Source organism: Cupriavidus alkaliphilus (assembly GCF_900094595.1).
Lineage (GTDB): Bacteria > Pseudomonadota > Gammaproteobacteria > Burkholderiales > Burkholderiaceae > Cupriavidus > Cupriavidus alkaliphilus.
In genome coordinates this window covers 184,527-203,228 of sequence record NZ_FMAD01000005.1, presented here as the reverse complement: position 1 = coordinate 203,228, position 18,702 = coordinate 184,527, and the positions used below count along the sequence as shown (strand labels likewise).

The window sequence follows — 18,702 nt, the reverse complement described above, 5'->3', positions numbered from 1 at the left end:
TTAGGTGCCTGGCTTGCGCAATACCGCCTTGCAGGAAATCTCAATCAATTGCGGCGGCATGGCCAAGCGCGAGACACCAATAAGGTTGCTGGCGCATTGAGGGCGTTCGGTGCCATACGCTGCTTTTCGTACTTTGCCGGCGGCTGCGAATGCTGCATCGACGTCCAGAACGTACAGCGTTTCTTCTACAACATTGTCGAGCGTTGCACCGAATTTCCCGAGAAGGGTGGCGATGTTCTCGTAGGTGGCACGCATTTGCGCTTCCATCATGGAAAAGTCACGCGGCTTCCCTGCTTCGTCAAGAGCGGCCGGAGCGACAAGCTGTCCGTTGCTATCATGGCTCAGTTGTCCGGACACATAGATGTCTTCACCTACTTGGACTGCCTGCGCATAGCCATATGCGTCCTCCCACGGTACACCCCAATAGGCGGTTTTCTTTGCGAGCGAATTTTGATTGGCGTTCATGCTTACCTCTTCGGGAATAAGATCGATCGGAGCCGACGAATGCGCTTGGAATGGTTCAAGGCTATCATTCAGGGTGTGCCGCGGGAGCGCAAAGATGCACTTTTCGCGTGCAAATTTGCGCCGTGAGGTGTCCGGCTACGAGTTGCTCAACGGCCATTCATATTAACCAGCACCATTGACGCAAAATGGCCGACAAGGGACTCCCCGCCCAGCCAGTGATTCATCACGCTTCCGTCACCATGGCTAGCGCACCACTGCCTGCCATACCCGCACTATGTCAAAATTCGTTTCCACTTGATCCGCCCCATTGCCCCGTGTTCGAGAATGGTCTGTCGCCAACGGCGGCCAGGTTTAGCAGCCTGCGCACCGACCGACGGACAGTCCGCGCGAGCGGCTCTGTCCGTCCCGCCATCGAAGGTCCACACCTGCGGGCGGGCCTTGGCAGGGGAGCCTCAGGGCTCGCCGGTTCGGTGCGCCGGTCTGCTAACCCTGCCCTGTGCCCGCCCACCCGATTAGCAGCGGATGACGGGCCTCCATTCCTTTATTGCGGAGGTCACCATGCAAAGCACCACCCCGGCTCCCCAAGAGCCCGTCCTGGCCCAAAAGCCAACGCAACTGGCGGAGAACCTCGACAAGGTTGACCGCGTCCAGCCTCGTTGCCGCACCAAGGTTGCCCCGCGGGCCCCCAGTTCAGGCACCACCCTTGAGGACCACATCCTTGAAGTCACGGATGACCTCCTGCGCGTCAGCGCGGGCCTTGAGTCGTTCCTGACCTTGCTGGACCTGCAGTGCGACACCACCACTCAAGGCGTCGGTCTGCATGCCTTGCTCTCGCCGCTCAAGGAGCAATTGGACGAGAGCGTTAGCCGTCTGCAGGCACTGGTCTGACTCGATCAACAACAGCAAACGGCGCGAGCCCGTTGGTCTCGCGCCGTCTCTTGGTTTCTCGGGCCAACAGAGCAGCCGGTTCAACTAGCCATCCATCGGTGGCACGCCCGACCATCCGCATCGCGAATGAGGCGGAATTGCCGTAGGTCACCCAATCCCCTCATCCTTCAACGCCTGCTTCACCGCCGCCCGCTCACCAACCCTCGACCGATACGCCTGCAGCGCAGGCCAGCGCTCGAGCGACAGCTTGAAATGATCAGGCCATCTCAGGATGGTGAACAGGTACGCATCCGCGACAGTGAACTCTCCCATCAGGTAATCCTTGTCCGCGAGCTGCGGCGCCAGCCAGTCGAACCGCTGCGACAGGCGCGTCCACGTCGCGTCTTTCTGCTCCTGCGGCGTGCCGGGTTTCCAGAACGGTCCAAAACCCTTGTGCAGTTCTGATGAAATGAAGTTCAGCCATTCCTGCAGCCGATAGCGCTCCAGCGTATTGCACGCCGGCGCCAGCGCTTTTTCCGGGGCCTGGTCGGCTATGTACTGGACCACCACGGCCGCCTCGGTCAGCCGGTCGCCGCTCTCGAGCGCCAACGTCGGCACATAGCCCTTGGCATTGATGGTCTTGTAGTCTGCGCCGCTCTCGGTCTTGTGCGGCTCGGCGCGCAAGTCGACGCGCTCGGTGGAGAAGGGCAGGCCGGTTTCGATGAGGATGATATGTGGCGCCAGTGAACATGCGCCCGGAGCGTAGTACAGCTTCATGATGGGTGCCTCCTTGGTAATGTGCGCCAGGGTGAGGACGTCAGGGGTGATTTAGCAATCGACATGCCCAAGCCATTTCTCTCCGCCTGGTTGCCGGATTCCGACGCACGCAATCACGGCGGCGAAGCGTGTCAGTCGCCTGGTCGACCGGTGCCTGCGCGCGCCGGAATGGATTGCAAGGCGCGTAGCAGAATTTGCCAGGCGGAAGCTTCTGGCCTCCATTCCTCGCGCCGGCCAAGGGAGGAGCCCGTGGGAATGTTCCTTGCAGCTTCGCTACTCCGACTGACCTCGCCGGAGGTGGCTCCGGCTTCATCTGGAGGACACCATGAAAGCTGTTGTGTTTCACGGAATCGGCGACATCCGGCTGGATGATGTGCCGGAACCGGTGATCGAGCAGGCCACCGACGCCATCGTGCGGCTGACCGCCAGTGCCATTTGCGGCACCGACCTGCATTTCGTGCGCGGCACCATGGAAGGGCTGGCGCCGGGCACGGTGCTGGGCCACGAGGGCGTGGGCGTGGTCGAGGCGCTGGGCGACGGCGTGCGCAACCTCAGCGTGGGCGACCGCGTCGTGATTCCTTCCACCATTGCCTGCGGCTATTGCTCGTACTGCCGCGCCGGTTACTACGCCCAGTGCGACAACGCCAATCCGCACGGCAAGCAGGCCGGCACCGCCTTCTATGGCGGGCCGGAGCAGACCGGCCCGTTCCAGGGGCTGCAGGCAGAGAAGGCACGCGTGCCGTTCGCCCACGTCAACCTGGTCAAGCTGCCGGACAACATCAGCGACGAGCAGGCGATCATGCTCTCCGACATCTTTCCGACCGGCTATTTCGGCGCTGATCTCGCCAGCATCCATCCCGGCCACACGGTGGCGGTGTTCGGGTGTGGCCCGGTGGGGCAGTTCGTGATCGCGTCGGCGAAGCTGATGGGCGCGGGCCGCATTTTTGCCGTGGATGCGGTGGCAGACCGGCTCGACATGGCGCGCCAGCAGGGTGCCGAGGTGGTGAACTTCGATGCCGAAGATCCGGTGGGGACCATCGTGCAGCTGACCGGCGGCATCGGCGTGGACCGGGCCATCGATGCGGTTGGCGTCGATGCCATGCACGCGCACCACGGACCGGCGGCACAGGATCCGTCCATCCCGGAAAGCGAAAAGGAGGCCGCGCGCCTGGCGCCGAACGCCCAGCCGTCGGCGCAGGGCAACTGGGTTCCGGGTGACGCGCCCGCGCAGGCGCTGGACTGGGCCATCCACGCGCTGGCCAAGGCCGGAACGCTGTCGATCATCGGCGTGTATCCGCCCACCGACCGCAGTTTCCCGATCGGCGCGGCGATGAACAAGAACCTGACGGTGCGCATGGGCAACTGCAACCACCGCGCCTATATCCCTCGGCTGGTCGAACTGGTGCGCACCGGTGCGGTCGATCCGGCCGCCATTCTGACGCGGCGCGAGCCGATGACCTCGGCGATCGAGGCCTACCAGGCCTTTGACCTGCGCCAGCCCGGCTGGATCAAGGTCGAACTGCAGCCTGGTTCGGTCCACTAGCCGTGGACCAAGGCAGGAGTGCCCGCCCGCTCCGCGGTGTCGGAGGTCTGAGCACGCCGATGGGCGCGCAGCGGGCACTCGGCCCGGCATGCCGCCGCCGGAAGCGGCGGCATGCGGTCGATCGCGGAGTCCGTACGCCGTTTCCGGCTAGTGTTGCCGTCACTCGGTGCTCGTTGCCGTGCTGCCGTATATCAATGTGTACCGTCGACGCCAACCGACGCCTTTCCATTGCCCGCGAGACTCCCGCGTGCGTGACCGCTCAGGTAGTTGCAACGACTTGCACCTCGACAAGGAAACCAGGCGCGAATAGCGTTTGGACCCCAACGACGGTACTCGTGGGCGGAACCGCCCCCGGGGGCCGTTCCGATGCGAGAGCTGCAACCAGTTCGCCCGCGCTATCAGGCGAATAGTCGACCAGGTAGATCACTTCGTTCACGATCTTTTCCCGCGAAGATCCTGCGGCCTGAAGTATGAGATCTATGTTGGCATAGGCTCGGCGAAACTGCTCGATCATCGTTCCTTCGATCAAGGCACCGCTCTCCTCCCATGAAAGCTGGCCTGAGGTATAGATCAAGCCGGTCGGCTCCACGATGATCGCGTGGGAGATCACGTTCTCTAGTTTCGGAAGCCCCTTTGGGTTAATCCTGCGTACACTGTTTCCCATCAACTCAGCTCCTCTTGTACCTTGTCGCCTCGGATGTTGACGACTTGAATCTGGGTGAACTCCAGAAGACCTTCGCCGCCAAGTTCGACGCCGAATCCAGACTGCTTTGCGCCCGCCTGAGGAATATGCGGTGCCAGATCAAGATGCTGGTTGATCCAGACGCTGCCGCATACCAGTCGTTCCGCTACATCTCGGGCTCGGCTCACATCCGAGGACCACACCGACGCACCGAGACCGTATTCGCTGGCATTTGCGCGCCGAATGGCATCGTCGAGATCGGTATAACGAATGAGCGGAAGCACCGGGCCAAACTGCTCCTCGTCGACCAATCGGGCGCCTTCCTCGATGTCAGCGACAATGGTCGGACGGATGAAGTAGCCTTTGCCATCATCAATTTGACCGCCGGTTACGATCCGCCCCTTCGTTGCGGCGTCCGCCAGAATGGCCTTGACTTTTTCATACTGGACACGGTTCTGGAGCGGCCCCATGGTCGTCCGGCTGTTCAAGCCGTCGCCAACAGTGACGCCTGTTGCAAGCCTGGCCAGCTCAGCGCAAAGTTCGTCGTAGATGGATGCGTGGACGTACAGGCGTTTGATGGCAATGCACGCCTGACCTGCATTGAAGAAGGCGGCACGGAAGATGCCCGGTGCGATGTCCGCAGGAACGGCGTCATCAAGCACAATGGCCGGGTCGTTTCCGCCTAGCTCGAGGGTGACACGCTTCAGCGTCTTCGCCGCATTGGCCATCACCGAGTACCCGGTTGCCGTGGACCCGGTAAACGACACCTTTGCGACATCCGGATGCGAGGTCAGAGTGCTGCCGAGATCGTTCCTGTCTGTTATGACATTGAGAACGCCGGCCGGAACGATGGAGGCAACCAGCCGGGCGAAAATCAGTGTCGTCAGCGGGGTCGTTGCGGCGGGCTTGATCACGACGGTGTTACCCGTCAGGAGCGCGCCAGGAACCTTGAAGGCCATCAGCAGCAACGGGAAATTCCAAGGCACGATCACCGCGACCACACCCAGCGGACGTCGATGCAGCTCGACCTGGCGGACCTCACTGTGTTCGAGGGAAATCGGCCCCAGTTCGGCGGCGGCGACGTACCGAAAGAACGCGGCTGTGCCCTGGACTTCCGTCATCGCATCGGCAATGGGTTTGCCCTGTTCCTGCGTGAGCATGCATGCAAGCTGGCTGGCATTCGCATCGACGACGTCGGCAATGTCCCGCAGCACACTGCGCCGGTGCGTCAGATCGCTGCGCGACCACTTCGCCAGCGCTGATTTTGCGCTCGCTATGGCCTGCTCAACCTGGTCGGCGGATGCGCGCGGCGCGACACCGAAGATCCTTCCAGTGGCTGGATTGACTACGTCCATGGTGGCGGCGCCTTTGACCAGGACGCCGTCAATCAGCATACCGTCGGGCAAGACCGTTGAGCCGTCGTTGGTCTTGCGCGGTTGCGCGGAGTCCGAGTTCATCAGTGGACCTCCGCTGTGATCGACGCTGCCAAGGCCGGGGCAAACGTTGTGCTGCCTACCTTGGCTAACTCGGCTTTCAGCGCCGCGGTATCGTGGTCCTCGCTCGCCCAGGCAAGATAGCCATCCGGACGCACCAGCATGGCGGTAAGACGGGACCAGGGAGCGGGTGCACAGGGTGTCAACGCCGTAACATGCATGTCCACCAAGGAGCTGCTGTGAGGACCAAGGTCATCGCCGCTTAGTGGGCTGGACAACGCCGTATTGGCTCTCAGATCAAGCATGACATGGCGCCCGTTGTGAAGCTTCTGGAAGATGCCTTCGCTTGAATGCTGGAACATTAGGTTTGGAACACGCTGTCCGACGAGAGCATGTGCGGGATCGGCGGAAGGGTAGACAACCGACAGGCCAGTCAGCCGCTTGACCAGGCTTATCTCGAGCGCCGGGTTCTCCTGGATCAACTTTTGCAGCAATGAACGCAGATCCCGGCATTCATTGGTGAATACGCTCATCAGAAGCGTCTGCGCCTGAGTGTGCTCAAGGAGGTTCTGGCCGACCGGATGGCGTTCGGCGTGGTAGCTGTCGAGCAGTCCCGCCGGCGCCCAGCCATTGATGGTTGCCGCCAGCTTCCAGCCAAGGTTCATGGCGTCCTGGATGCCGACGTTAAGGCCGACGCCGCCGGCCGGCATATGCTGGTGCGCAGCGTCGCCGGCCAGCAGGATGCGTCCCTTCCGGTAAGCCTCTGCCTGCCGGGCGGTATTGCTATAACGCGACAGCCACGAAGGACTGTGCATGCCATAGTCAGTCCCCATGATCGCGACAGTTTTTGCCCGCAGTTCATCGAGCGTGAACTCTCCGGGACGATCCGTTCGGACGTCATCGGGTGAAATACCGACTAGCCGATGACGCTCCCCTGGGAGCTTGACTACCGCAATCGCGCCAGCGGACGTCCATTTGTTAAGGGCAAGGTCGTCGGGTGGGGAGTCCAGGATGACGTCACCCAACCACCCGTAGACGGTGGCATCGGTGCCGGGGAAGGCAATGCCGGCGCAGTTCCGTACCGTGCTTCGCACGCCATCGCAGCCGACAAGGTACTCGGTGTCCACGGAATACGGCCCACTTGAACCTTGCACCGCGACGGTGACCGTGGAGTCGGTTTCCGTAAATGACTGGACTTTGTGCCCGCGTCGGATCTCGGCGCCGAGATCGCGTGCGCGCTGTTGCAACAACTCGGTTGTCCGCGCTTGAAGAATGGCGAGGGTAAAGGGATACGGCGACTCAAGCGGACGGAAGTTGAGCCGATAGTCCAGAAGTCCGAAATGCCCGGCAGGGATTGCCACACCCTCATCGAGAAACGCCTTTTCGACGCCTCGCGATGCGAAGGTCTCGATAGTGCGTGGATGTACCGTCAAAGCGCGCGACTGTGGATCAATCGATTCGCTTTGTTCCAGAACCAGGGTCGAGACTCCTGCGAGTTGCAGTTCTCCCGCGAGCCAGCACCCTACCGGACCAGCACCGGAAATGACGACTTGATATTTCATAACCATCCTTTTTGTTCTCGAAGAAATTGGTTCTTGGATCGAAGGTCGTTGCGCGTGGCGATTGCCGACGTGTTGCCGACCGGGAAATCGGTTCCGATCAGTCTCGGATCACGAACACTCAGGAAGTACGGCTACCCCATGGCGTTGGCAAACTGGCGCGGACTGCCCGTCGGGCGAACATTGCAAAGCTCGCCTGGACGATTTCCGGGCGTAGCAGAAAGTCATGTGATTCCCTGGCAAGGTCAGGATCGAGTTCGGCAACGGAACCGGTCGACTCAGCAATCAGCTGTAGCTGTGCAGCGTTCTCGATCAGCATCGACAAATAGGCCGACTCCTCTATGGACCCGGTGGCGCAGAGAAAGCCGTGATGGGCGAGCAGCACGCTTCGATTTTGGCCGAGTGCTGTGGCAATGATCTTTCCTTCGCTGTCGGCGATTGGAAGTCCAGGCCATTCAGCGAGGAATCCGCAGTCATCGGCAAACGGCGTTGCATCCATGTGGGCCACACGCAAGCGCATCCCGGTCATGGACAGGGCCGATACGTATGGCGGATGTGTATGGATGATGCAATTGACGTCGGGACGCTCGCGGTATATCCAAAGGTGAAACCGGATCGCTGGATTGGCAGCGCCCCTGCCTTGGATGACGTTGATCGATTCGTCGATGCGAATGATCTGGTCGGCGTCGACCTCGTCGAAACCCACCGCCAATGGTGTTGTCAGGAACGTGCCATCGGCACTTCTCACCGTAATTTGCCCCGCGAGTGAGCGTGAGTGTCCTTCGAGCGCCAGCATGCGGCATGCGAGCGCGATTTTCTCCTCTTCCGTCCAAGCGCCGAGTTGAAGGCCGCTGGCCAACCGTCTGACCTGATCATCCGTGAAGCGCTTCCGGTCCTCATGTTTCATCTGTTGCCTCCTTTGGTTGTCCTGTCATCTCCCGCTTAGCGGGGCGTTCGTATGGACAGCGTGAATCAGGGGGATGAAACCTAACGGTGTTAGGCAATCACGATCGATGGTACACTAACGGTGTTAGTTTGCAAACACAGATGTGAATGAAAACCCCAAAAATTCGACGTGATCAGGTCATTCAGGCTGCGTTAGACCTTTTGGATCAGGAGGGGCTTGATGGATTGACGCTGCGCAAGCTGGCGCTGGCACTCGACATACAGGCACCTTCGCTCTATTGGCATTTCAGCGGGAAGCAAGAACTTATTGATGCCGTAGCGGATGCACTCGTCATGAATGTTGTCCTGCCCCAGAGCCCGGATCAGCCATGGGACAGCCGGCTCAGGCAAATTGCCGCGGAGCTGCGGCAGGCGCTATTGCAGCACCGTGATGGTGCTCGTGTTTTTGCGGGCACTTATGTAGTGTCGGACAACGTGCTGCGCGTTAGCGAGGCGATGCTGGAAGCATTCGCGTTGGCCGGCGTCGATGTGTCCTGTGCATCGACGTATTCCTTCAGCGTTCTCTACTACATCCTGGGTTTTGTGATGGAAGAACAGGCACTCGGACCCCACAGCGCGTTCGATGTCACTTCACGCAAGACTGCCTTCGAGGAGTTGGCGAAGCGCAGCTATCCGAGGAATTGGGCTGCTCAGGAGTCCATCTTTTCTACCGATTTCGATGCGCGGTTCAGTACGGGGCTGGAACTGATCATCGCTGGCGTCAAGCAGCAGGCCAGCGAGACTGCGAGGAAAGCCGCTCCATTGCTGAATGCAGGAAAGGGCGTGGCCGGTGCGGCAAGAAGACGCCCTGAACGACGCGGGTAATTGATGTCTGGCCGGGACTGGGTGATCAGGAACGATTAGTTCTGCTCAACAGGGATTCCGGCGATGGCCAGCGCCAGCCCGGCTGGATCAAGTTGGCGGTAACCGGCTGTAGGAAGGGGCCGAACGGCAGTGGCGTCGCGAAGGCCTGCTATCAGCCGCTGCGCTGGGCGATCCAGCGCCGATACTGACGGGCGCGGCATGCGTCGGACGCCTGCTGCAGGATCAGGGCGCACAGCGGTGACACCTTCGGATTGGTGGCCTTGCCGCGGCTGAGCTTGCGCAGTTGAAACTTGACTGCCGCCATGTTGGCGAGCGAGGCCAGCGGCTTGTTGGTCCAGTCGATTGGCCGTAACGTCGGCGCGCTGTCCTTGCCGGCACGCCAGGCGCGCGGCAGATCGGGATCGATGGCCAGGGCGGTGCCGATGCCAACCATGTCCACGCCGCTCTGGACCACTGCCTGGGCTACCGGCCAGCGGCGGATGCCGCCCGTGACCATCACTGGCATCTTCGCCACCGCGCGGATGTCCCGGGCGAACTCGACAAAGTAGGCCTCGCGGGCGAGGGTGCTGCCGTCGCGGGCGTCGCCCTGCATGGCCGGCGCCTCATAGCTGCCTCCGGACAGTTCGACCAGGTCGACGTCCAGCGTGTTGAGCAGTTTCACGACCTGGCGGGCATCGTCGGCACTGAAGCCGCCCCGCTGGAAGTCGGCGGAATTCAGCTTGACGGCAACCGCGAATCCGGGCGAAACCACGGCGCGTATGGCCTTGACGATCTCGATGAGCAGGCGGGCGCGGTTTTCCAGCGAGCCGCCCCACTGGTCCCTTCGATGGTTGGTCAAGGGCGAGAGAAACTGGCTCAGCAGATAGCCGTGTGCCGCGTGAATTTCGACGCCGGTGAAGCCTGCCTGCTCGCCGAGTTGAGCGGTACGGGCAAAGCGGCGGATAACGTCTTCGATGACGTCGTGCGTCATCGCCTTTGGCGCGCTGAAGTGCCGGGACAGTTTGCCCAGCTGCAATGGCACCGCAGAGGGCGCCCAGGTGGGCTGCCCCAGGCTGGCAGGCATCTGGCGACCGGGGTGGTTGATCTGCAGCCACAGCTGCGCGCCGTTGGCCCGGCCGGCGTGCGCCCAGCGCCGGAACCGGTCCAGATGCCGGGAGTTCTCCAGCACCACGCCGCCGGGACCCGTCATGGCACGGCTGTCGACCATCACGTTGCCGGTGATCAGCAGGCCTGCGCCGCCCTCCGCCCAGGCACTGTACAGGCGTATCAGTGCTTCGGAAGGCGCGTGGTCTTTATCCGCCAGGTTCTCTTCCATGGCGGCCTTGGCGATGCGGTTTGGAACGATTGAACCGTTGCGCAGAATCAGTTTGTCGAACACGTTCATAAGGTCACCCCGTTGGATCGTGAATCGACTGTAAGATTGAAGTTAACTTTAAGGTCAAGGTATTTTTTCGCTGCGCCGGCTGTTCGCAAGAATGCAAACGGCCCGCCTCGAAGGGCGGGCCGTGCAGAACAGCTTCACTTCCGCGCAGCGGAATCGCGCGTGGCGCATGGTGACGAGGAAGGCTGGCGGATGCCGGCGGAGCGGCTAGCTGCGCACAAACGCCAGCAGATCGGCATTGATCGTATCGGCGTTGGAGGTCGGCATTCCATGCGGAAAGCCCGGATAGGTCTTCAGGGTGCCGTGCTTGAGCAGCTTTGCCGAGAGCGGTGCCGAGTCAGCGTAGGGAACGACCTGGTCGTCATCGCCATGCATCACCAGCACGGGAATCGTGGCGCGCTTCAGGTCCTCGGTAAAGTCGGTCTGCGAGAAGGCCACGATGCCATCGTAATGTGCCTTGGCGCTGCCCATCATGCCCTGCCGCCACCAGTTCCAGATGACACCCTGCGACGGTTTCGCGTCGGGCCGGTTGTAGCCGTAGAACGGGCCGGCGGCTATGTCGTAGTAGAACTGCGCGCGATTGGCCGCGAGTTGGGCCTGGAAATCGTCGAAGACATCCTTGGGCAGGCCGCCCGGGTTGCTTTCCGTCTTGACCATCAACGGCGGAACAGCGCTGATGAGCACGGCCTTGGCGACATGATCCTCCCCATGGCGGGCGACGTAGTGGATGACCTCGCCGCCGCCCGTGGAATGGCCAACGTGGACGGCCTTCTCCACGCCGAGATGGCTGACCACCGCCGCCACGTCATCCGCGTAGTGGTCCATGTCATGGCCGTCCCAGACCTGGCTGGACCGTCCATGGCCGCGGCGGTCATGGGCCACGACCCGAAAGCCCTGCGCCAGGAAGAAGAGCATTTGGGCGTCCCAGTCATCAGCGCTGAGCGGCCAGCCGTGATGAAAGAAGATCACCTGCGCGTCGCGTGGTCCCCAGTCCTTGTAGAAGATGTCAACGCCATCCTTTGTCGTTACGTATCCCATGTTCGCTTCTCCTATGTGGTGCCAATGAAGACTGCCATTGAAGAATCCGCCGGCCCGGCACTGGCATGCCGTTGTCGGGCGGTGGCCGCGGACGGGAATCCGCGGGCTGCGCCCTGGCCGACATTCACTGTAGGATTGAAGCTCACCTCAAGGTCAACTTTTTTTGTTTATGAGAATCGGAGAACTGGCAAAGCTCAGTGGCCTGACGGCCTCCCGCATCCGCTTCTACGAGGCGGCCGGCCTGATCACAGCCGTCGAGCGCACGGCAAATGGCTATCGCGACTACTCTGCGGAGGCGGTGTGGATTCTGGAGATTATTGCCAGCGCCCAGGAGGCGGGCTTCTCGCTCGACCAGATCCGTCATCTGTTGCCGCTCGGTTCGGGGGACTGGCAGCATGATGAACTGCTGGATGCCCTCAAGCGGAAGGTCGCCGAGATCGAGGAGATGCAGAAACGCCTGAAACGGAACCGGGCGCATCTGCTCGCCGTCATCAGGAATATCGAAAACCGGCCGGCAGACCTGGATTGCTCAGACAAGGCTCAGTGGGTGCTGGACCGCCTCCGCGAGGACGGGGCGGTCGCAACCGGCAAGCGCCGCCGCGCCGCCGCAAGGTAATTTGCGACAGTTGCTGCCCGTTGCTGCCCGTTGCGGCCTCGGTACAGGCAGCGCTGGCGCGCCGGAGGTTTTGCACCGGCCACGCAAGCTGGCCTGCCGCCGCCAGAAACGGCGACAGGCGGCCGAGTCCACTCACTTGCGCTGCATGTCGATGACGGTCGGCTTGCCGTCGACCTTGTCGAACGTGACGGAAACCGAGTCGCCTTCCTTGAAGTGCTTCAGCGAGGCGCGGTCCTTGACCGGGAACGCCATGGTCATGGCTGACATGCCAAGGTTCGCGATGGGGCCGTGCTTGAGCGTGACCTTGCCGGTCGACGTATCGATCTTCTTGATCTCGGCTGGCACAGCTTGAGCGGCCTGCTTGGACGCGGCGGCTGCCTTGTTGTCCATGCCGTGCATAGGATGGCCGTCCATGGATCCCGCTGCGAATGCAGTGGAGGCGGTGGAGGCGGCGACGATGGCGAGCGCGAGTGCGAGAGTCTTGCCGGGTTTCATTGCGATTCGTCCTGAAGTGAAGGGTGGGTAGGGGCTGGGGGAACTCGGGTCTGACGACGGCGTAACAGCCAATACACCGCCGGCACGACAAACAGGGACAGCAATGGGGCGGTCACCATGCCGCCGACCATCGGCGCGGCAATGCGCTGCATCACTTCCGAGCCGGTGCCATGCGACCACATGATGGGAACCAGGCCGCCGAGAATGACCGCGACCGTCATTGCCTTGGGGCGCACGCGCTGCACCGCCCCCTCCTGGATCGCGTCGAGAAGTGCCGACTGCGTGGTTTCGCCACGTTTTTCGCGTTCGCTCCAGGCTTGTTTCAGATAGAGCAGCATGATGACACCGAACTCCGCCGCCACGCCGGCCAGCGCGATGAAACCGACGACGCCAGCCACGGAGAGGTTGTAGCCCAGCAGGTAGAGCAGCCAGAAGCCGCCGATCAGCGAAAGTGGCAGCGTGCCCATGATCAGCAGCGCCTCATCCAGGCGGCCGAATATCATGTAAAGCAGCACAAAGATGATCAGCAGCGTGAACGGCACCACCAGCTTGAGCCTGGCCGATGCCCGTTCCAGGTACTCGAACTGCCCGGACCAGCTCAGCGAATACCCCGCGGTCATCGGCACCGCCTTTGCCACCACGGCCTGCATCTCGCGCACGACTGAACGGAGATCACGTCCGCGAATGTCGACATAGATCCAGCCGGACAAGCGCGCGTTCTCGCTGCGCAGCATCGGCGGGCCTTGCACGACCTCGATGCGCGCCACGTCCGCAAGCGTGACCTGCAGTCCCTTGTCGGTGACGATAGGCAGGGCACGCAATTGCTCGATGGAATCGCGATAGTCGCGCGGATAGCGGACGCTGATCGGAAAGCGCGCCAGTCCGTCGACCACTTCACCGACATTCTCGCCCCCGATCGCCGATGACACGATACTTTGCACGTCCTCGATGTTGAGGCCGTACCGGCCGGCGGCGCCACGGTCGATATCCACATCGATATAGCGGCCGCCGGTGAGACGTTCGGCAAGCGCCGACGTGACCCCCGGTACTGACTTGACCGCCTCTTCTATCCTGGTGGCGAGCCTGTCGATCTCTTTCAGGTCCGTGCCGGCCACCTTGATGCCGACCGGGCTCTTGATCCCCGTGGCGAGCATGTCGATGCGGTTGCGTATCGGCGGGACCCAGACGTTCGACAACCCAGGCACCCTGACCACGCGATCCAGTTCCTCCACCAGCTTGTCGGCCGTCATGCCTGCCCGCCACTGGTCCCGGGGCTTGAACTGGATGGTGGTCTCGAACATCTCGATGGGCGCCGGGTCGGTGGCGGTATCGGCGCGGCCGGCCTTGCCGAATACTGTCGCCACCTCGGGCACGGTCTTGATGAGCCGATCGGTCTGCTGCAGCAGCTGCGCCGCCTTGCCGGCGGAGAGGCCCGGCAGCGCCGATGGCATGTACAGCAAGTCTCCTTCATCGAGCGGCGGCATGAACTCCCCGCCGATGCGCATGATGGGCCAGGCGGTTGCCGCCAGCAGCAGTACCGCGACCGCAATGGTGGTCCCGGGATAGGAGAGCACCTTGGCAAGCAAGGGCTGGTAGCCTCGGATCAGCCACCGGCTGAGCGGATTGGCCTGTTCCGACGGAATCCTGCCGCGAATCATGTAGCCCATCAGCACGGGCACCAGCGTGACCGACAGGCCGGCGGCAGCCGCCATGGAATAGGTCTTGGTGAACGCCAGCGGCGAGAACAGCCGCCCCTCCTGCGCCTCCAGCGTGAAAACGGGAATGAACGAGAGCGTGATGATCAGCAGCGAGAAGAACAGGGCCGGGCCCACCTCCGCCGCCGACTCGCCAGTGACGCGCCATCGCTGCTGCGTGGTCAGTTGCCGTCCGGGATGGTCGGCGTGCCAGCGTTCCAGGTGCTTGTGGGCGTTCTCGATCATCACCACCGCCGCATCGACCATGGCGCCAATGGCGATGGCGATGCCGCCAAGCGACATGATGTTGGCGTTCACGCCCTGGTAGCGCATCACCAGGAACGCTGCCAGCACGCCGAGCGGCAGCGAGACGATGGCAACCAGCGCCGACCGCAAGTGGAACAGGAACACCAGGCATACCAGCGCCACCACGATGAATTCCTCGATGAGCTTGGTTGTCAGGTTATCCACGGCGCGCTTGATCAGCGCTGAGCGGTCATAGGTCGTCACCACTTCCACGCCCTTGGGCAGGCTCGCCTGCAAGGTGGCGAGCCTGGCCTTGACCGCGTCGATGGTCTCCAGCGCATTCTTTCCGGAGCGCATCACAATGATGCCGCCCGCGACTTCACCCTGGCCGTCGAGTTCCGCGATGCCGCGCCGCATTTCCGGCCCCAGCTGAATGGTGGCAACGTCGCCCAGCCGTACCGGGATGCCGGTATCGCTGGTGGCCAGCGGAATCTGGCGGAAGTCGTCAAGCGTCTTCAGGTAGCCACTGGCACGTACCATGTACTCGGCTTCGCCCAGTTCCAGCACCGAGCCCCCGGTTTCCCGGTTCGCTCCCCTGAGCGCCGCCAGCACCTTGCCCTGCGACAGGTTATAGGCACGCAGCCGGTCCGGCATCAGCACAACCTGGTACTGCCTGACCATGCCGCCCAGCGACGCGACTTCGGCCACATTGGGCAGCGACTTGAGCTCGAAGCGCAGGAACCAGTCCTGCAATGCGCGCAACTGGCCAAGATCGTGCTGGCCGGTCCTGTCGACCAGGGCGTACTCGTAGATCCAGCCTACGCCGGTCGCGTCCGGGCCAAGCGCGGGGCTGGCCGCGGCGGGCAGGCGCGACTGCACCTGGTTCAGGTATTCCAGCACGCGCGAGCGCGCCCAGTAGAGATCGGTGCCGTCCTCGAACAACACATAGACATAGGAGTCACCGAAGAACGAATAGCCGCGCACGGTCCTGGCACCGGGCACCGACAGCATCGTCGTGGTCAGGGGGTAGGTGACCTGGTTTTCGACGATCTGCGGTGCCTGGCCGGGAAACGGCGTGCGGATGATCACCTGCACGTCGGACAGGTCCGGAAGCGCGTCGAGCGGGGTGCTGTGCGCGGCCCACAAGCCCCACGCGGTCAGCATGACCGTGGCCAGCAGCACCAGAAAGCGGTTGCGGATCGAAGCCAGGATAAGCCGCGCGATCATGGCCTGGCTCCCGATGCGGCAGCTGCGCGTTCCACCGATGACAGCGTTGCCGCACCGTCGCGGTCCAGGTGGAAGCGGAAGCGGATACGGTCGCCAGGCTTGAATCCTTGCGGCATGCCGGAAGCGGGTGCGGCAAAGTCCATGGTCATGGCGCCCCAGCTAACCGACGGGATCGGTTCGTGGGAAATCGTCATGCTTTCCGCGCTGACTGCCTCGACGCGTCCGCTGCCTTCGTGCTCCGGCCCGGCGGCGGCGACCGCCGGCGCGGCCGGCGCCGCGGCCATGCGCTGCGCGGAGCCGCGCAGGCTGGCTTCGGAATCGAGCAGGAACTGGCCGGACACCACGACCTTCTGTCCGGCCTCGAGGCCTTCGGTCACTTCGGTCTGGCCGCCCGAGGTGGCGCCGGTCCTGACCTCGACCGGGCGGAACCCACCGGGGCCGGTTTCCACCATGACGATGGTGCGCGTTCCGGTGCGGATCAGCGACTCGGTCGGGACCAGCAACCGGTCCGGGCCAGGCGCGGCATCGAAGCGGGCAGTCACGAACATGCCTGGCATCAACTGGCGGCCCTTGTTCTGCAGTTCGATCCGCACTCTGACCGTACGGGTGCCGGAGTTGATGTCCGGCAGGATGGCGTCGACCCTGCCGGTCAGCGCTTGTCCCGGCAGCGCGGCCGCGACCGCCGACACCGCCTGTCCCTGCCGTAGCCGTGCGACGTGGGTCTCCGGCACTTCGGCCAGTATCCATACCGTCGCCAGGCTGGCAAGGCGAAAGAGTGTCGTGCCGGGCGAGACCGTCATGCCGTCGCGCGCATCGATCTCGGTGACGATCCCGTCCACGGGACTGGTGATGACAAGCCGCGGCTGCAGTTTGCCGGTGTCCTGCACCAGGCGGATGTGGCTGTCGGTCATGCCGGCCTGCCGCATGCGGGCGATCGCGGCCTCGCGCAAATCGCCCTGCAGGCTTGCGCCGGTGCGGACCACCGCCAGGTATTCCTCTTGCGCGGTGACCCATTCCGGCGAGTAGATCTGCGCCAGCGGCTGGCCCTTGCGAACCGGATCCAGCGTCGTCCTGGCATACGCGTGCTCGACGAACCCGCTGGTACGGGCCTGCAGCACGGCGATGCCGCGCTCGTTGATCGCAACATTGCCCGGGACTTCGAATGCGGAGGCCAGCCGGCCCGCCTTCACCTGCGCCGTGCGGACGCCAAGGTTCTGCGCCACGCGGCTGTCAACCGTCACGGTTGCGCCGCCGCCGGCTTCCTCGTACACGGGAGACAGCGGCATATCCATGAAGGGCGACTTGCCGGGCTTGTCGAAGCGCTGGCCCGGCACCATCGGATCATGCCAGTAGAGGATGCGCTTGCCCGTGCCCGGATCGATATCGCCGGCCTTCAGGTTCGCCCCACCGGTGCCGCTGGCCGGCGTGTCCGACGCGGCGATCTGCCGGCGCCCCTGCTGATGGCCGAGATAATAGGCCGCTCCTGCGCTCGCCAGCACGAGCAGAACCACCAGGGTCCGTGCAATCGTGGTCTGCTTCATGGTCGGGCTCCTTGCGGCGGGATGGCTTGCGCGGCGGTCGGCAACGGCATCAGGAACGTTAGCTCGGCCCAGAGCCTGGCGGTCGCAGCCTCCAGCCTGAGCCGTTCGAGCGACAGCTCGAGCGCCTTGCGGCTGGCGTCCGCCACGGCTGCCAGGCTGCCGGCACCGGTGCGATAGGCGGCCAGGGCCGCCTCGGTTTGTGCCTTCGCCAGTGGCAACGTGGTGTTGCGATAGCGGTCCAGGCGCGCCTGGCCGAGTTGCAGTTCGGCCTGCTTGCCGCGCAGCTGTCCAATCAGGCCACGGCGTACCGATTCGGCCTGCGCCCGCGCGGCATCGGCCTGCGCCACCCTGGCGGAAAGTTCGCGGTCCTGGCGGTTGCCCTGGTCCCAGGGCACCGGCAGCGAGACGTTCAGCGACACCATGTTCGAGTAGGCGGGGCCGCGCTGGCTGTACATCAGCTCGACGCTGACATCCGGCACCTTGTTCGCGCGCGCGACGCGGCTCTCGGCCTCGGCCACGCCGGCTTGCGCCTGCGCGGCAACGACATCGGGCAATTGCGTAGCCCCGGCAACATCCAGGGTATCGAGCCAGGCCGGCGCATCGAATTCGGGTCGCTCGGCCAGCGGCAACGCCGCAGCCTCGCCGACCCACCGACGCAGCGTCGCCCGGGACGAGGCGACCGCGGCGCGGGCTTCGTCTTCGCGATCCTGCAGTTGCTGCCATTCGATCTGGGCGGCCAGGATCTCGGTGCGTGAGCCGCGGTTGCCCCGGTAGGCAGCCTGTGCCGCATCGATCATCAGCTTGATCGATTGCGCCTGTTCGGCAAGCACCGCGTGCGCGCGCTCAGCGTACCAGCGCTCCAGCCACGCCGTGGCGGTGCCGCGCTGGACGTTGGCCAGCGCCACCATACGTTGGGCCTCGGCCGAAGACGCCTCGGCCTCGTAGCGCTCTGCGCGGGCCAGGCGCTTCGCCGGGCGTGTGAATTCCTGCATGAGGCTGATCGACCTCATGGTCATCGAATCCGTGCCCAGCGAGAACCGATCCGGGCCATTCGCCGGGACGTTGTTGACGCCGACCTTCAGCACCGGATCCGGCATCTGCCTGCCAGCCACTGCCATCTCGATGGCCGACTCTACCGCCGAGCGCGAGGTTTCGGCATCGGCCGAACGCGACGTGGCGAGCGCGAGCGCTTCCTGCAAGGAAAGGGCCGGCGCGGGCTGCGTCCATGCCGGACGGATCACGGCAAGCAGCGTAAGGGCGAGCGCCAGCCGGCGCCCGCACTGGGGGGATAAGCGCAAATGCATAAAGCCTCCGCAAAGCAACGACCACCCTGGAGACCATGGCTCAGGGCAGGACAACCGGCGTTGC

Annotated in this window: 16 protein-coding genes; 4 read left to right on the top strand and 12 right to left on the bottom strand. The window is 63.5% G+C overall.

Annotated features, from left to right (window positions below; genetic code table 11):
* Complete coding sequence (locus GA0116996_RS12860) at positions 1 to 465, bottom strand: Rid family hydrolase (protein WP_092311737.1); 465 nt, start codon at positions 463 to 465, stop codon at positions 1 to 3.
* Between the two features lie 558 nt (positions 466 to 1,023).
* On the opposite strand from GA0116996_RS12860, the gene GA0116996_RS12855 reads away from it, so the two are divergent.
* Positions 1,024 to 1,353 (top strand): DUF1484 family protein, encoded by a 330-nt coding sequence (locus tag GA0116996_RS12855; protein WP_092312292.1) that lies wholly within the window; start codon positions 1,024 to 1,026, stop codon positions 1,351 to 1,353.
* Positions 1,354 to 1,500: 147 nt separating this feature from the next.
* Here the strand turns inward: GA0116996_RS12855 and gstA are convergent, their stop codons facing one another.
* Positions 1,501 to 2,109: a glutathione transferase GstA gene (gene gstA, locus GA0116996_RS12850; RefSeq protein ID WP_092311734.1), complete on the bottom strand. Its 609-nt coding sequence runs from the start codon at positions 2,107 to 2,109 to the stop codon at positions 1,501 to 1,503.
* 325 nt (positions 2,110 to 2,434) lie between these two features.
* Here gstA and GA0116996_RS12845 point away from each other — a divergent pair, with 325 nt between their 5' ends.
* Positions 2,435 to 3,652 (top strand): zinc-dependent alcohol dehydrogenase, encoded by a 1,218-nt coding sequence (locus tag GA0116996_RS12845; RefSeq protein WP_092311730.1) that lies wholly within the window; start codon positions 2,435 to 2,437, stop codon positions 3,650 to 3,652.
* A gap of 259 nt (positions 3,653 to 3,911) precedes the next feature.
* Here GA0116996_RS12845 and GA0116996_RS12840 read toward each other — a convergent pair whose 3' ends face one another.
* The 4 genes from GA0116996_RS12840 to GA0116996_RS12825 all read right to left on the bottom strand — a co-directional run bounded on the left by GA0116996_RS12840 (position 3,912) and on the right by GA0116996_RS12825 (position 8,233).
* Positions 3,912 to 4,316 carry a RidA family protein gene (locus GA0116996_RS12840; RefSeq protein ID WP_092311727.1) on the bottom strand — a complete coding sequence of 135 codons (405 nt, stop codon included), beginning with the start codon at positions 4,314 to 4,316 and terminating at the stop codon, positions 3,912 to 3,914.
* Complete coding sequence (locus tag GA0116996_RS12835; protein ID WP_244159841.1) at positions 4,316 to 5,791, bottom strand: aldehyde dehydrogenase family protein; 1,476 nt, start codon at positions 5,789 to 5,791, stop codon at positions 4,316 to 4,318. Before GA0116996_RS12835 ends, GA0116996_RS12840 begins: the two co-directional genes overlap by 1 nt.
* Positions 5,791 to 7,329, bottom strand: a complete 1,539-nt coding sequence (locus GA0116996_RS12830; protein WP_092312286.1) for an FAD-dependent monooxygenase — start codon at positions 7,327 to 7,329, stop codon at positions 5,791 to 5,793. The genes GA0116996_RS12835 and GA0116996_RS12830 overlap by 1 nt, the downstream gene beginning before the upstream one ends.
* A gap of 118 nt (positions 7,330 to 7,447) precedes the next feature.
* Positions 7,448 to 8,233 carry an aldolase gene (locus tag GA0116996_RS12825; protein ID WP_092311724.1) on the bottom strand — a complete coding sequence of 262 codons (786 nt, stop codon included), beginning with the start codon at positions 8,231 to 8,233 and terminating at the stop codon, positions 7,448 to 7,450.
* 146 nt (positions 8,234 to 8,379) lie between these two features.
* Between GA0116996_RS12825 and GA0116996_RS12820 the strand changes: the two genes are divergently transcribed.
* Positions 8,380 to 9,096, top strand: coding sequence for a TetR/AcrR family transcriptional regulator C-terminal domain-containing protein (locus tag GA0116996_RS12820; RefSeq protein ID WP_092311722.1), 717 nt, complete (start codon positions 8,380 to 8,382; stop codon positions 9,094 to 9,096).
* Between the two features lie 151 nt (positions 9,097 to 9,247).
* On the opposite strand, the gene GA0116996_RS12815 is transcribed toward GA0116996_RS12820, so the two are convergent.
* Entirely contained in the window at positions 9,248 to 10,480 is a 1,233-nt protein-coding gene (locus tag GA0116996_RS12815) for an NADH:flavin oxidoreductase/NADH oxidase family protein (RefSeq protein ID WP_092311719.1), read from the bottom strand.
* Positions 10,481 to 10,684: 204 nt separating this feature from the next.
* On the bottom strand, positions 10,685 to 11,515 hold the full coding sequence (locus GA0116996_RS12810; protein ID WP_092311716.1) for an alpha/beta fold hydrolase: 831 nt from the start codon (positions 11,513 to 11,515) through the stop codon (positions 10,685 to 10,687).
* Between the two features lie 169 nt (positions 11,516 to 11,684).
* On the opposite strand from GA0116996_RS12810, the gene GA0116996_RS12805 reads away from it, so the two are divergent.
* Entirely contained in the window at positions 11,685 to 12,131 is a 447-nt protein-coding gene (locus GA0116996_RS12805; RefSeq protein ID WP_092311713.1) for a MerR family transcriptional regulator, read from the top strand.
* A 132-nt stretch (positions 12,132 to 12,263) separates the two neighbouring features.
* On the opposite strand, the gene GA0116996_RS12800 is transcribed toward GA0116996_RS12805, so the two are convergent.
* From GA0116996_RS12800 to GA0116996_RS12785, 4 genes are read right to left on the bottom strand one after another with little or no spacing between them, the layout of a single operon-like run.
* On the bottom strand, positions 12,264 to 12,626 hold the full coding sequence (locus GA0116996_RS12800) for a copper-binding protein (protein ID WP_092311710.1): 363 nt from the start codon (positions 12,624 to 12,626) through the stop codon (positions 12,264 to 12,266).
* Positions 12,623 to 15,793 (bottom strand): efflux RND transporter permease subunit, encoded by a 3,171-nt coding sequence (locus tag GA0116996_RS12795; protein WP_092311707.1) that lies wholly within the window; start codon positions 15,791 to 15,793, stop codon positions 12,623 to 12,625. The genes GA0116996_RS12800 and GA0116996_RS12795 overlap by 4 nt, the downstream gene beginning before the upstream one ends.
* On the bottom strand, positions 15,790 to 17,334 hold the full coding sequence (locus GA0116996_RS12790; RefSeq protein WP_092311704.1) for an efflux RND transporter periplasmic adaptor subunit: 1,545 nt from the start codon (positions 17,332 to 17,334) through the stop codon (positions 15,790 to 15,792). Before GA0116996_RS12790 ends, GA0116996_RS12795 begins: the two co-directional genes overlap by 4 nt.
* Positions 17,331 to 18,638, bottom strand: coding sequence for a TolC family protein (locus GA0116996_RS12785; protein ID WP_092311702.1), 1,308 nt, complete (start codon positions 18,636 to 18,638; stop codon positions 17,331 to 17,333). The genes GA0116996_RS12790 and GA0116996_RS12785 overlap by 4 nt, the downstream gene beginning before the upstream one ends.
* Positions 18,639 to 18,702 lie beyond the last annotated feature (64 nt).